This is a genomic window from Haloferax sp. Atlit-109R (assembly GCF_003665865.1).
In the GTDB taxonomy this organism is placed as follows: domain Archaea; phylum Halobacteriota; class Halobacteria; order Halobacteriales; family Haloferacaceae; genus Haloferax; species Haloferax volcanii.
On the sequence record NZ_QPLO01000003.1, the window covers coordinates 97,958 to 111,051 of the forward strand.

The following is a 13,094-nucleotide window of genomic DNA, read 5'->3' on the forward strand; positions in this document are numbered from 1 at the left end:
GCCTCTCTGAAGGGTGTTGGCTGTCCGAGAGGAAGCCCGCTCGTGGCTTTGTTATGGGGCCGATACCGACCGACGACGCCGGATTCTACCGGGGGAGAGAGTAGTTCGAACCGCCGGCGGTCGCGTTGTCGGTGGTCGCGTTGTCGGTCGCCCTCCCGTCCGAATCGTCGCCGGCATCGTCGGAGTCGCTGGAATCGCGCTCGGCGAGGAACTCGCGGTAGTAGTCCGCGACGGGGCCGACCCACGCGCCGCGGTCGAGCGCCCGTTCGACGATGCGGCGGTAGAGCCGGCGGTAGCCGGGGAACTCGTCCTCGTTGAAGTACCGCGGGTGCCACAGCACCGTCATCACGGCGTCGTTCGCCTCGGCCTCGTCCAACAGGCGCTCGCATTCGGCCCACGCCTCGTCGAACGCCGACCCGGGGTCGGGAAGCGACACCTCCATCAGCGTCAGCGGGAAGACGACGAAGTCGTCGTCGAAGGGTCTGAACGGCCGGTAACCGTGTTGGAAGCCGTGTTCCGAACTCGACCCGGGGCTGGCGTCGTACTTTAAGCCGAGTTCGCGGTGGTAGCGCCACGTGTTCGGCCCGAGTTTGAGATGGTGCTGGCGGCCGCCGACGAGTTCGTGGCCGAGTATCGCTTCGAGTTCGCGCGTTTCGGTTCGGAGGCGGTCGAAGTCGTCGCACGACCGGAACGAGCCGTGGATGCCGACCTCCCAGCCCCCCCCGTCGAGGTCGCGGACGGCGTCGGCTATCGACGCCGAGTCGAGATCGTACCGGCCGAGGTGTTCGACCCAGTTTTTCGGTTCGAGCCAGTCCGAGAGCGACCCCGTTTCGAGGAGGCTCGGCTCGTTGAGGAAGTAGAACGACGAGCGGACGCCGAGGTCGCGTTCGAGCGCCATGATATCCTCGAACTGCCAGTAGGGGTTCTCCCGCCGGAGGAGCGTCCGGAGGTGGTAGCCGGGGTTCGACTTCGCCGCGTAGTACAGCCCCTGATACGTCTTGTACGGGCGGTCCACGTCGTGAGTCAGACAGACCGCGAAGCCGGGACCGGAGCCGGGTTCGCCGGGCCCGCTCGGTTCCGAGGCGGTCTCGCCGGGGCCATCTCGCGCGTCCGCATCTCCCGTCTTCTCACGCATCCCCGTACTCCGAGAGCGCGGCGACGATTCGCTCGGCGGCGCTCCCGTCGCCGTACAGCGAGGGCTTTTCGGGAAGTGGGTCGTCGTCGGCCAGCGCCGCCCGAATCGCGGCCGCGTCCGCGCCGACGAGGACGTTCCAGCCGGCGTCGACGGTCTCTGTCCACTCGGTCTCGTCGCGGAGCGTGAGACACCGGGTGTCGAGGTAGAACGCCTCTTTCTGGACGCCGCCGGAGTCGGTGGCGACGCGCTCCGCGCCGTCGAGCAGGCGGACGAAATCGAGGTAGCCGACCGGCTCCACGAGGACGACGTTCTCGGCGTCTGCGAGCCGCGACCAGAGGCCGCTGGCTTCGAGCGCCCCTTCGGTCCGCGGGTGGACCGGGAAGACGACCGGGAGTTCCGACGACGCCAGCCCCTCCACGATGCCTCCGAGGCGGTCGCGGTCGTCGGTGTTGGCGGCGCGGTGGACCGTCGCGAGGACGTACTCGCCGTCTCGGAGGTCGAGGTCGTCGAGTATCGACGACCGCTCGCGGGCGGCCTCGCGGACCCGGAGGACGGCGTCGTACTGCACGTCGCCGGTGACGGAGACGCCGTTTCGGATGCCCTCGGCCGCCAGCGTCTCGGCGGCCGACTCGGAGGGCGCGAACAGCAGGTCCGAGCAGTGGTCGGTGAGCACGCGGTTGACCTCCTCGGGCATCGCCCAGTTGTGGCTCCGCAGGCCGGCCTCGACGTGCGCCAGCGCGGGGTCGCGCTTCGCGGCCACGAGCGCCGCCGCGAGCGTCGAATTGGTGTCGCCGTAGACGAGCACCACGTCTGGGGCTTCGTCGGAGACGACGGCGTCCAGCCGGGTCATCATCTCGGCGGTCTGGGCGGCGTGGCCGCCCGAGCCGACCCCGAGGTTGTAGTCCGGTTCCGGGATGGCGAGTTCGTCGAAGAACACGCCCGACATCGACTCGTCGTAGTGCTGGCCGGTGTGGACGAGCACCTCGTCGTGGTCGCGTCTGAGCGCGTCGGAGACGGGGAACGCCTTGATGAACTGCGGGCGCGCGCCGACGACCGAGAGCACCTTGAGACGGCTCATCGGCCCGGCCCTCCGTGCGACGAGTCGGCCGCAATCTCGGGGCCGGCCTCGGTCTCGGACGACTCGCCCCGCGGTCCGCCGCCGATTTCGTACACGCGGTGGCCGATGTCACCGAGGGTGCCGCGGCCGTCGACGACGACGAGGTCGTCGAAGGCGGCCCAGTCGATGCCGTCGAACTCCTCGTGCGGCGTGACGACCACGGCCGCGTCGATGGCGCGGCTCGGGAGGTCGGAGAGCGAGACGGGGGTCGCGCCGAAGGACGCGACGACCTCGTCGGAGAGCATCGGGTCGACCGCGAGGACGGTCGCGCCGAGGTCGTTCAGTCGGTCGATGACGCCCGCGGCGGGGGTCGCGCGGGTCTCAGCGACGCCGGGGCGGTAGGTGACGCCGAGGACGGCGACGGTCGCGCCCCGTATCTCTCGGCCCGCCGCAGCCAGCTCGTCACGGAGCTTGTCGGCGGTGAACGCCGGCATGCTGTCGTTGACCTCGCGGGCGGTCAGGAGGAGGGGCGTCCCGGCCTCGACGCGGCTCGTGATGAAGTACGGGTACCACGGGATGCAGTGGCCGCCGACGCCCGGCCCGGGCGCGTGGATGTCGCAGTACGGCTGGGTGTTGGCCGCGTCGATTGCCTCGGTCACGTCGATGCCGAGGTCGTCGCGGAGCCGCGCGAGTTCGTTGGCGAGCGCGATGTTCACGTCGCGGTAGACGCCCTCGAACAGCTTCACGGCCTCCGCGGTCGTCGCGTCGCGCACGGGAATCACCTCGTTCGAGGTAAGCTCGCCGTAGACGAGCGCCGCGACGCGGGTGCTCTCGGCGTCGACGCCGCCGACGATTTTCGGGTGCGACTCGGTGATGTCGCGGAGCGCCCGGCCCGACGAGGTTCGCTCGGGGCAGAACGCCACGCCGAACTCGCCGGCCGAGAGGGCGCTTCGGTCCGCGAGGTACGACATTACGAGGTCTTTGCTCGTTCCCGGCGGCACGGTGCACTCGACGACGACGAGGTCGCCGGGCGCGAGCCCCCGCGAGATGCTGTCGAGGACGGCCTCGAACGCCGCGAGGTCGGGTTCGCGGTCGTCGGTCAGGGGGGTCGGGACGATGATGACGTGAATCGCGGCTCCCTCGGCCGCGGCGACGCCGTCGGTGGTCGCCCGGAGCGCGCCGCGTTCGGCCTGCTCGGCGACTAACTCGGGCAGTCCCGGTTCCTTCGCGACGTGGCACTCGCCGTCGTTGACGCCGCGAACCACGTCCTCGCTGATATCGACGCCGGTGACGTTGCCCGTCGCGCGGGCGTAGACGGCCGCCAGCGGGAGGCCCATCTTCCCCAGGCCGTACACCGCGACGGGGACCTCGCCGGCGCGCAGGGTCCGCGTCTGTTCGTCGGGCGAGCGGTCGGAGCCGTACAGTCCGGGGTGCTCGCGGCTCATCGTCGACCCTCCGAGGGTTCCGTAGTCTCAGCGTTTTCCGTGGCTTCCGCGGTCTCTGCATTTTCCGCAGTCTCCGCGGTCTCGACGCTCCGAACCGTCGATTCGGCGTCGGCCTCGATGCGCCGGGCGAGGTCGATAGCGCGCAGGCCGTCGGCCGGCGAGACGAGGACGGGGCCGCCGTCGGTCGCGGCGTCGACGAACGCCTGTAACTCGCGTTTCAGCGGCTCGCCGGTGGAAATCATCGGCTGTTCCATCACCACTTCGTGGCGGTAGCGGACGCCCCCGTTGTCCCGGAGGTAGTCCGGGCGCGACTGGCGGAAAATCTGGACCGACTGGTTCAGGTAGTCCACCCGGATGAGCCGGTCGCGCGCGGTGATGTCGAGGGTCCGCGTCTTCTGCTGGGTGAGCCGACTCGCCGTGAGCGAGGCGATGACGCCGTTGTCGAACGTCACCTGCGCCGTCGCGTACTGCTCGTCGGGCGTGGCGGTCGCGGCGACGCGGTCGACCTCGGCATCGACCAGCGAGAGCACCACGTCGATGTCGTGAATCATGAGGTCCATGACGACGCCGTCGCCCATCTCGCGGTTCAGCGGCGGGCCGAGCCGGTTCGCGGTGATGGCGATGGGTTCGACGCCGTCGAGGAGGTCGGGGAGGGCGCGGACGGCCGGATTGAACCGCTCGATGTGGCCGACCTGGAGCACGACGCCGCGGTCCTCCGCGAGCGCGGCCAACTCCGCGCCGACGCCGAGGTCGTCGACGAAGGGTTTCTCGACGAGCGCGTGGACGCCGGCGTCGATGCACTGCCGGGCGACCGACGCGTGATAGGGCGTCGGCACTGCGACCGTTACCACGTCCACGCGGTCGAGCAGGCCGTCGATGCCGTACGCGTCGGTGCCGAAGTCGGCGGCGACCTCGGCGGCGCGGTCCGCGTCCGCGTCGGCGACGCCGACCAGTTCGACGCCGCGAAGCTCCGCGTAGACCCGCGCGTGGTTGGTTCCCATCGACCCGACGCCGACGACGCCCGCTCGAACTGGCCGCTCTTGGCCGCCGTCGGCGCGGAGTCCGGCGGATTTTCGGCTCACCTCGCCACCTCCGCGTAGTTGGCGACCGCAGTCCCGACGCGCTCCACGTCGGCCTCGCTGAGTCCGGGGTGGACCGGCAACGAGAGCACCCGTGTCGCGGCTTCTTCCGCGACCGGAGCCGACACCGCGAGGTGTTCGTAGGCGGGCTGCTTGTGGACGGGCTTCGGGTAGTAGACGCCCGTGGCGATGCCCTTCGCGTCGAGGTACGACTTGAGGGCGTCGCGCTCGATACCGTCGCAGGCGACGGTGTACTGGTGGAAGACGTGGGTCCGGTCCGGCGGCGTGTGAGGCGTCGTGACCGGCGAGTCTTCGAGGTACTCCGTGAGCGCGGCGGCGTTGGCCTGTCTCGCGCGAGTGAACTCGGGGAGACGTTCGAGTTGGACCCGGCCGATGGCCGCGGCGATGCTCGTCATGCGGAAGTTGTGGCCGACCTCGGCGTGTTCGTAGCCGGAGACGCGGCCGTGGTCCACGAACCGGGCGGCGCGCTCGGCGACGTCGGCGCGGTTTGTCGTAATCATGCCGCCCTCGCTCGTGGTCATGTTCTTCGTCGGGTAGAACGAGAAGCACGCGGCGTCGCCGAAGGAGCCGACGCGCCGTCCCTCGACTGCCGCGCCGTGAGCCTGCGCGGCGTCCTCGACGAGCAGGAAGTCGTACTCCGCTGCGAGCTCCGCGAGCCGCGTCATGTCCGCCGGGAGGCCGTAGAGGTGGACTGCGATGACCGCGTCCACCCGCTCGCCGGCCCGGAGCCGCGCTTCGAGCGCGTCGGGGTCGATGTTGTACGTTCGCGGGTCGATGTCGACGAAGCCCACTTCAGCGCCCGCGAAGGCGACGGCGTTGGCCGTGGCGATGAACGTGAAGGGCGTCGTCAGGACGCGGTCGCCGGGGCCGACGCCGAGCGCGTGGAGCGCGGCGTGGAGCGCCGTCGTCCCGTTGGAGGTGGCGACGCCGTGGTCGGCTTCGCAGTAGTCGGCGAACTCCCGTTCGAAGCCCCGGACCTCGGGGCCGTCGGCTATCATGCCGCTTTCGAGGACGGCCGCGATTCGGTCCCGTTCCGCCGCGCCGAGCTGGGGCGCGGCGATTGAGATGTGGTCTGCACTCATCGTCGTATCCTGTTTTCTCCCCGCAGTTGTTCCGGCAGGTCGCGGTGGACGGCGGGGACGCCCACGGCGAGGGTGCGCGGCGGCACGTCGTTCACGACGAGCGCGCCGGCGGCGACGAACGCGCCCTCCCCGACTGTCACGCCGGGGAGGAGCGTCGCGTTCGCGCCGATTGAGGCGTGGTTCTCGATTCTCGGGCCGACCAGCTCCGCGTCGGTGCGGACCGGATAGGGGTCGTTCGTCATCACCACGCCCGGACCGACGAACACGTCGTCGCCGATGCGGGTGTTGGTGGGGATGTAGACGTTCGTCTGGATGCTCACGCGCGACCCGATGGTCGTGGTGCCGTCGACGACCGTCTCGGTCCCGAGGAGCACCTCGTCGCCGATGGTCGTGTGCTCGCGGACGAGGACGTTGTGGCCGGTGACGAAGTCGTCGCCGATGGTCACGTCGTCGTAGACGATGGTGCCGGCGCGGATTCGCGCCCGGTCACCGATGACCGGGTCGTCGCCGTCGCCGTAGCCGATGGTGACGCCGTCGTCGACGTGGGATTCGACGCCCACCTCGGCGCTCATCGTCGTCCACCTCGCGTCGGTCGCGCTCCATCGACTGTCTGTGTCGACTCGGCGGTCGGCCGAATTGACTGGAAAATCTGGAATCTCATATCATGTCGGCGGGGAGTCTGCCTGCCTTAGCGAAATTCAGTCTCGGTGAGGGCTTTGTTATGGAGTGATTGCCGCCCGGATTCCGGTCGCAGTCACTTCGTAACGCCGCGGCGGATTCCGGTCACGGAGCGCTTGAGAAGCGCCACGCCGGGCGCGCCGTCGCCGAGCCAGAGCCAGACGGCGCTCCCGAGCAACGCGAGTTCGAACGCGACCAGCACCCACGCCTCGGGCCGGCGGAGGAACACGACGAAGCGGCGCAGGTAGAACCACGTCTGGGCGAAGAAGCCGCCCATCGACGACTCGCTCCCGTGGGACAGCGGCCAGAGGAACGCCCGAATCACGTCGTAGTTCCCGAAGAAAAAGCCGTTGAACAGCAGGTCCGCGGGGATGTGCGAGAGGTAGCCGAGTGCGAACGCGACGCCGACCGTCGCCGCCCCGTAGCGCCGCGCGACGGCCACGACGACTATCGAGAACGGAACCGAGACGAGAATCGAGTGCGCCATCGAGATCCCGCTCGGGAGGACGCCGAACGACCACGCCAGCGGCTTGTCGACGAGGTCGGGGAACTGCGTTCCGACGAGCACCGCCAGCGCGGCCCAGCCGTCGAGTCGCCGGCCGGTCACTCGCGCCCACAGCGAGACGAGGATGTAGCCGACGGCGGCGTGTTCCCACGGAAACATCAGCGGTCGCTCCGGGTCGTCGCGTTGGCGTCGGCGGTTCGTCGTCGCGGAGTGAGCGTCGGAATAGGCGTCTGAAACATTTGGCTTGTGGGGCGCGTCGCGGTCGGTTTGGAGGGCGGGGATGCCGTCCGCGTCGGGGGTGCGGACTGCCTGTCTGCGTCGACGCGAACGGGCGAAACGGCGCGCGAGCGCCCGGTCAGGGAACCCGAGTGCTCGTCCGGATTTTGTTATGGCGACCGTAACGGCCCCGGGTCGGTCGTCGCGGCGGCGACCCGGCGTCTCTCCGACCGCCCGCGGCGGGTAGACGCCGTATAACTACTCTCGCGGGGCGCGTGGAACTGCCAGAGAGTATGCGATACCTGTTCTTCACCAACACGCCCGCGCACGTTCACCTCTACAAGTACGCCGTCAGAGAGCTTCAGGCGATGGGTCACGACGTGCTCGTCCTCGGCCGCGACTACGGCTGTACCAAGGACCTCCTCGAATACTACGACCTCCCGCACGAGATTTACGGCTCCTGCGGGACGACGAAGTACTCGCTTTTCAAGTCGCTCCCGTTCCACTACGTCAACATCTTCCGCGCCGTGCGGCGGTTCAAGCCCGACCTCATCTTCGGAATGGGCGGCTACGCGGCCCACGCCGGGGCCGTCTCGCGGACGCCCGTGATTCTCCTCCTCGACTCCGAGCCGACCTCGCTGGACCACGTCGTCTCCCGGCCGTTCGCCAAGGCGATTCTGACGCCGCACACTTTCGGGAAGGACCTCGCGGACAACCACTACCAGTTCCGCGGGTTCAAAGAGACGGCGTACCTCCACCCCGACGTGTACGAGCCCTCGGTCGATATCCGGGCCGAACTCGGCCTCGACCCCGACGAGACGTTCGTCGTCGTCCGGTTCAACGCGTTCGGCTCGCACCACGACGTTGGCCACGGCGGCTTCACGCCCGAGCGCCGCCGCGAACTCATCGAGCTGCTGGGCAAGCGCGCGACCGTCTTCGTCCTCGACGAGAGCGAGGAGCGCCGCGACGGCGACCTCGACGCCCGCCCGTTCGACTTCCACCCCGCGCTCGTCCACGACGTGCTCGCGGAGGCGAGCCTACTCGTCGCCGACACCCAGACCATGGTCACCGAGGCGGCGCTCCTCGGGACGCCCGCCATCCGGTCGAACTCCTTCGTCGGCGACGACGACATGGGCAACTTCGTCGAACTCGAACGGCGGGGGCTCATCTCCAACCTCAAATCGTTCGACGACGTGCTGGCCCGCGCCGAGGAACTCCTCGACGACGACGGCGCGAAGGCCCGCTGGGCCGACAAGCGCGACGCGTTCCTCGCGGACAAAGTCAACCTCACCGAGGTCATCGTCCAGGTGGCGCTGAACTACGGCTCCGTCGAGACGGTCGAGTCGCTGACGCGACACAGTGTCCCGGCGTAGCGGCTCCCTCCGCGCGTTCCTCGCCTCTCCACGGTCGTTCAATCGACCCATAACTAACCGCCGAACCACCGAATTTTCCCGCAGTGACCGGCGCGCTCGCGCCCGTCTCGACGCGTCTCACCTCACCTCGCGTCCGCGTCGCGTCCCGTGACTCGGTCCGCGACTCCTCGACCGCGACCCCAAACTCAACCCATGACACCCAAGCAAACACTCCTCATCGTCGGCCCGAAAGGTACCGGCGGCATCGACCGCTACATCACCGAACAGCGTCGCTACCTCGAAGACCGCATGGACGTGCGCGTCTACACCCGCTACACCGCGCCGAAGGGCGAGGGGCTCGAACTCGCCGCGCGGATGCTCCTCTCGTCGCTCATTGCGGTCGCTCTGTTTCCCTTCCAGCGACGCCCGGACATCGTCCACGTCCACTCGTCGCACACCTACTCGTTCTACCGCGCGGCGTTCTTCGCCCTGTTTTCGAAGTACGTCTGGGGCGTCCCCGTCGTCTTTCACATCCACGGCTCGTCGTTCGACGACTTCCTCGCCACCGACTCGCGGGTCGTCCGCCGACTCCAGTCGCTCGTCTTCGACGCCGTCGACGACGTGGTCGTCCTCTCGGAGTACTGGCGCGGCCTCGTCTCCCGACTCGCCGGCGAGGAGAAAGTCCACGTCATGGCCAACGCCGTCGAACCCGCGGAGTACGACCCGACGTACCCGACCGACCCCGTCCACCTCGTCTTCGTCTCGAACCTCATCGACCGCAAGGGCATCCGCGAGTTCCTCGACGCCGTCGAGATACTCGAATCCACGCCCGGCCTCGACTTCGTGGTGAGCATCGGCGGCCGCGGCCCCCACGCCGACCGCGCCGAGGCGGTCGCCGCCGCCCACGACAACGTCTCGTACCTCGGCTTCCTCTCCGAGGAAGACAAACGCGACCTCATCAGCCGCGGAACCGTGTTCGTCCTCCCGACTTACGCCGAGGGGCTTCCAATCGCCATGCTCGAAGGCATGGCCGGCGGCAACGCCATCGTGACCACGCCCGTCGGCAGCATCCCCGAGGTCATCACCGACGACCGCGGGATTCTCGTCGCACCCGGCGACGCCGAGGAACTGGCGCGGGCGCTCGCCCGACTCGTCTCCGACCCCGCGGAAGCCGTCCGCATGGGTCGGACGAACCGCTCGGCCATCGAAGAGCGCTACTCGTGGCAGTCGAACGCGGACGAGCTGGTGGCGATGTACGCCGAGGCGGCGTAGCGCCGGGTTTTGTTTCTTTCGCGTGGTTTCGTCCCGACGAGTTTTCGATTTAATCCCACACGGGTTCGCCTGAAACGCGGGCGGGCAGGAACTGGAGTCGGTGGTCGGGATGGGCTTCAACCCCACAAGGGTTCGTCTGAAACACGTCAGCGACCCGCAGTGGTACTGGACGCCCATCGCTTCAACCCCACAAGGGTTCGTCTGAAACGACCCGACATCGCCGATGGCTTGCCCGGTCTGGAGCTTCAACCCCACAAGGGTTCGTCTGAAACAGGTCGAGACGAGAGAGGGGACCATCGTCGCGGATGCTTCAACCCCACAAGGGTTCGTCTGAAACGCCGTCCTCGCCATCCTCGATGTCGCCGGTGAACTGCTTCAACCCCACAAGGGTTCGTCTGAAACCGACGCTCATGAGGACCCTCCGTTAAGGTCGACCTCAGCTTCAACCCCACAAGGGTTCGTCTGAAACCTCGTCGGAGGACCGAGCGATGGGCGACGCGATGGCGCTTCAACCCCACAAGGGTTCGTCTGAAACAGATGGGGGCGACCACGGGAGTATCTCAATCGGGAGCTTCAACCCCACAAGGGTTCGTCTGAAACAACTGCACTCGACGACGCCGCGCGTGAGCATCTGGGTGCTTCAACCCCACAAGGGTTCGTCTGAAACAGGTGAGGACGATGGCGACAACTGAGCGGTCGACGCTTCAACCCCACAAGGGTTCGTCTGAAACACTGAACGAGTCGCCGTTGACTTCCTGAGCGACCTGCCGCTTCAACCCCACAAGGGTTCGTCTGAAACTGCTATTCGTGACTCTCCCGGGCATTCTGTTGGGGTTAGCTTCAACCCCACAAGGGTTCGTCTGAAACATACTGGGACCAGTATGAGGAGTCTCGGACAGACAGCTTCAACCCCACAAGGGTTCGTCTGAAACGGGGCACCATCAACTTGTCAACAACTCATCTGAAACGCTTCAACCCCACAAGGGTTCGTCTGAAACTCGCCCAAATAAAACAACTCCATGTCAACACTGAACGCTTCAACCCCACAAGGGTTCGTCTGAAACTGCACCCGACCGATGACGATGCGCGGGAGTCCAAATCGCTTCAACCCCACAAGGGTTCGTCTGAAACACGACCTCGTCGTCTTCCGCGCTGGATACGGTGGCGGGCTTCAACCCCACAAGGGTTCGTCTGAAACAAGCATGGCAACGTATTCGTGCAAGGATACGCGCTTCAACCCCACAAGGGTTCGTCTGAAACCAGGACATCACCTCTCGGAGGTGGTCAAGTGATTCGCGCTTCAACCCCACAAGGGTTCGTCTGAAACGTCCGCAGCGGCGTTATCGGGGACTGGCGCGTAGTGCTTCAACCCCACAAGGGTTCGTCTGAAACTGTCTCCGCGGCCGTTAAGGGTCTCGTCGTAGCTGCTTCAACCCCACAAGGGTTCGTCTGAAACCCCTGATCCCCCGCAGGCACACACCGTTCGAGGCTTCAACCCCACAAGGGTTCGTCTGAAACTCGAACGATCACGAGTTAAACGCGAGACAAAAGACGCTTCAACCCCACAAGGGTTCGTCTGAAACGAAAATAGACCTGAAATGACCAACCCACACTACCCGCTTCAACCCCACAAGGGTTCGTCTGAAACTATCTATCGATTCTGACCCCGGGAGGTGAGGCCCGGCTTCAACCCCACAAGGGTTCGTCTGAAACCCCCCCGCCGAGGACTATGAGCCATGCGAGCGGGCTTCAACCCCACAAGGGTTCGTCTGAAACCATGAGCCACGTCGGGAGTCCGAGCCGACTGTCGACGCTTCAACCCCACAAGGGTTCGTCTGAAACAGTTGCGCACCGAGTGTGAGGAACTTCGTACCGAGCTTCAACCCCACAAGGGTTCGTCTGAAACACCCACCGACAACCGGGAGTCGAGACAACCAGCCAGCTTCAACCCCACAAGGGTTCGTCTGAAACCGGTCGAACTCAGCCACACCGAAGACGATTCGTTCACGCTTCAACCCCACAAGGGTTCGTCTGAAACGTTCATCCGAACCGAGCGACGCGACGGTCGGGAGAAAGCTTCAACCCCACAAGGGTTCGTCTGAAACCCCAACCATAGTGTTCTATGGAAAGCTATAAGTAGCTTCAACCCCACAAGGGTTCGTCTGAAACCCTTCCGACCGGGTCGCCGCACCCGATGCACTCGGCGCTTCAACCCCACAAGGGTTCGTCTGAAACGCCGTAGGGGTGTTCCTTGCCGTTCAGTTGCACCGTGCTTCAACCCCACAAGGGTTCGTCTGAAACACCTCACCGAGGCCGATGTGCGGCGACTCATCGACGCTTCAACCCCACAAGGGTTCGTCTGAAACGGGTGGGTCGAGTGCGTCACTCATCCCGTGCGTTGCTTCAACCCCACAAGGGTTCGTCTGAAACAATGAGTGACGCAACATCCGACGCTGAAACTTCACGCTTCAACCCCACAAGGGTTCGTCTGAAACTCATCGACTCGCGGGCGGTCCTCCGGAACTACCTCCGCTTCAACCCCACAAGGGTTCGTCTGAAACTGGATCCATGAAGGTTCGGTGGTGGGCGTATACGGGAGCTTCAACCCCACAAGGGTTCGTCTGAAACCTCCACGAGATGCTCATCTCGCGCCAGCGCACCGGGCTTCAACCCCACAAGGGTTCGTCTGAAACCGGCAGACGTCGTCGGAGCGGACCGACCGCGAGCAGCTTCAACCCCACAAGGGTTCGTCTGAAACCTGCTCGTCCCACTCGGCGCCGACAACGAGCGCGACGCTTCAACCCCACAAGGGTTCGTCTGAAACTGGCTTTCGTCGTCGCCACGTGCGGCGTCAATGGCCGCTTCAACCCCACAAGGGTTCGTCTGAAACCATGTCCGATATCGAGGACACAGACTCTCTGAGGGGTGACTACGATAAAGAAGTTCCGTCGACCGTCAGTAACCCGAGCCGACCGGGGGGTCGACGGAAACTCAGAGGAAGCGTTTCTCGTCGGTCGGGTCGTCGCCGTAGACCGAGCGGTTGAGAAGTGTGTCAGAAGACAGTTCGTAGATAATCGTTGACTCACCCGGCTTCAACAGGTCTTCGACCTCGTTTCGAAGCGTCGCTAAATCACCCTCTGAAATTTCGCCTTCGAGGACGGAGTTCTGAACGTGCGTCAGATAGCGTCGCCCAAGCTTGAGCGCTTTGTGCGTCCGTTCGGCTTCGAGGTCGTACACCATCACGACGTACAT

General features: G+C 66.2%; 10 protein-coding genes and 1 CRISPR repeat array. Of the genes, 2 read left to right on the forward strand and 8 right to left on the reverse strand.

What is annotated here, in order from left to right:
* Positions 1 to 85 precede the first annotated feature (85 nt).
* The 7 genes from DVK03_RS16800 to DVK03_RS16830 form a co-directional block, all read right to left on the reverse strand.
* Positions 86 to 1,135 carry a polysaccharide deacetylase family protein gene (locus tag DVK03_RS16800; RefSeq protein ID WP_115803818.1) on the reverse strand — a complete coding sequence of 350 codons (1,050 nt, stop codon included), beginning with the start codon at positions 1,133 to 1,135 and terminating at the stop codon, positions 86 to 88.
* Positions 1,128 to 2,213 carry a non-hydrolyzing UDP-N-acetylglucosamine 2-epimerase gene (gene wecB, locus DVK03_RS16805; RefSeq protein WP_006601028.1) on the reverse strand — a complete coding sequence of 362 codons (1,086 nt, stop codon included), beginning with the start codon at positions 2,211 to 2,213 and terminating at the stop codon, positions 1,128 to 1,130. The genes DVK03_RS16800 and wecB overlap by 8 nt, the downstream gene beginning before the upstream one ends.
* Positions 2,210 to 3,637 carry a nucleotide sugar dehydrogenase gene (locus tag DVK03_RS16810; RefSeq protein ID WP_115803819.1) on the reverse strand — a complete coding sequence of 476 codons (1,428 nt, stop codon included), beginning with the start codon at positions 3,635 to 3,637 and terminating at the stop codon, positions 2,210 to 2,212. The genes wecB and DVK03_RS16810 overlap by 4 nt, the downstream gene beginning before the upstream one ends.
* Positions 3,634 to 4,719, reverse strand: a complete 1,086-nt coding sequence (locus DVK03_RS16815) for a Gfo/Idh/MocA family protein (RefSeq protein WP_115803820.1) — start codon at positions 4,717 to 4,719, stop codon at positions 3,634 to 3,636. Before DVK03_RS16815 ends, DVK03_RS16810 begins: the two co-directional genes overlap by 4 nt.
* Entirely contained in the window at positions 4,716 to 5,819 is a 1,104-nt protein-coding gene (locus DVK03_RS16820; protein ID WP_115803821.1) for a DegT/DnrJ/EryC1/StrS aminotransferase family protein, read from the reverse strand. The genes DVK03_RS16815 and DVK03_RS16820 overlap by 4 nt, the downstream gene beginning before the upstream one ends.
* Positions 5,816 to 6,391 carry an acyltransferase gene (locus DVK03_RS16825; RefSeq protein ID WP_006601032.1) on the reverse strand — a complete coding sequence of 192 codons (576 nt, stop codon included), beginning with the start codon at positions 6,389 to 6,391 and terminating at the stop codon, positions 5,816 to 5,818. The genes DVK03_RS16820 and DVK03_RS16825 overlap by 4 nt, the downstream gene beginning before the upstream one ends.
* A gap of 182 nt (positions 6,392 to 6,573) precedes the next feature.
* Positions 6,574 to 7,161: a metal-dependent hydrolase gene (locus DVK03_RS16830; RefSeq protein WP_115803822.1), complete on the reverse strand. Its 588-nt coding sequence runs from the start codon at positions 7,159 to 7,161 to the stop codon at positions 6,574 to 6,576.
* Between the two features lie 350 nt (positions 7,162 to 7,511).
* Between DVK03_RS16830 and DVK03_RS16835 the strand changes: the two genes are divergently transcribed.
* The gene (locus DVK03_RS16835; RefSeq protein ID WP_115803823.1) at positions 7,512 to 8,591 is read left to right on the forward strand and encodes a DUF354 domain-containing protein; all 1,080 of its coding nucleotides are present in this window, start codon (positions 7,512 to 7,514) and stop codon (positions 8,589 to 8,591) included.
* A gap of 192 nt (positions 8,592 to 8,783) precedes the next feature.
* Positions 8,784 to 9,842, forward strand: coding sequence for a glycosyltransferase family 4 protein (locus DVK03_RS16840; protein ID WP_115803824.1), 1,059 nt, complete (start codon positions 8,784 to 8,786; stop codon positions 9,840 to 9,842).
* A 46-nt stretch (positions 9,843 to 9,888) separates the two neighbouring features.
* A CRISPR array of direct repeats spans positions 9,889 to 12,732; the repeat unit is 30 nt; unit sequence GCTTCAACCCCACAAGGGTTCGTCTGAAAC.
* A gap of 101 nt (positions 12,733 to 12,833) precedes the next feature.
* On the opposite strand, the gene cas2 is transcribed toward DVK03_RS16840, so the two are convergent.
* Entirely contained in the window at positions 12,834 to 13,094 is a 261-nt protein-coding gene (gene cas2, locus DVK03_RS16845; protein ID WP_115803825.1) for a CRISPR-associated endonuclease Cas2, read from the reverse strand.

Bases quoted from the DNA above. Each gene is read 5' to 3' on its own strand.
- DVK03_RS16800 (WP_115803818.1), bottom strand. From the start codon at position 1,135: ATGCGTGAGAAGACGGGAGATGCGGACGCGCGAGATGGCCCCGGCGAG.
- wecB (WP_006601028.1), bottom strand. From the start codon at position 2,213: ATGAGCCGTCTCAAGGTGCTCTCGGTCGTCGGCGCGCGCCCGCAGTTC.
- DVK03_RS16810 (WP_115803819.1), bottom strand. From the start codon at position 3,637: ATGAGCCGCGAGCACCCCGGACTGTACGGCTCCGACCGCTCGCCCGAC.
- DVK03_RS16820 (WP_115803821.1), bottom strand. From the start codon at position 5,819: ATGAGTGCAGACCACATCTCAATCGCCGCGCCCCAGCTCGGCGCGGCG.
- DVK03_RS16825 (WP_006601032.1), bottom strand. From the start codon at position 6,391: ATGAGCGCCGAGGTGGGCGTCGAATCCCACGTCGACGACGGCGTCACC.
- DVK03_RS16830 (WP_115803822.1), bottom strand. From the start codon at position 7,161: ATGTTTCCGTGGGAACACGCCGCCGTCGGCTACATCCTCGTCTCGCTG.
- DVK03_RS16835 (WP_115803823.1), top strand. From the start codon at position 7,512: ATGCGATACCTGTTCTTCACCAACACGCCCGCGCACGTTCACCTCTAC.
- DVK03_RS16840 (WP_115803824.1), top strand. From the start codon at position 8,784: ATGACACCCAAGCAAACACTCCTCATCGTCGGCCCGAAAGGTACCGGC.
- cas2 (WP_115803825.1), bottom strand. From the start codon at position 13,094: ATGTACGTCGTGATGGTGTACGACCTCGAAGCCGAACGGACGCACAAA.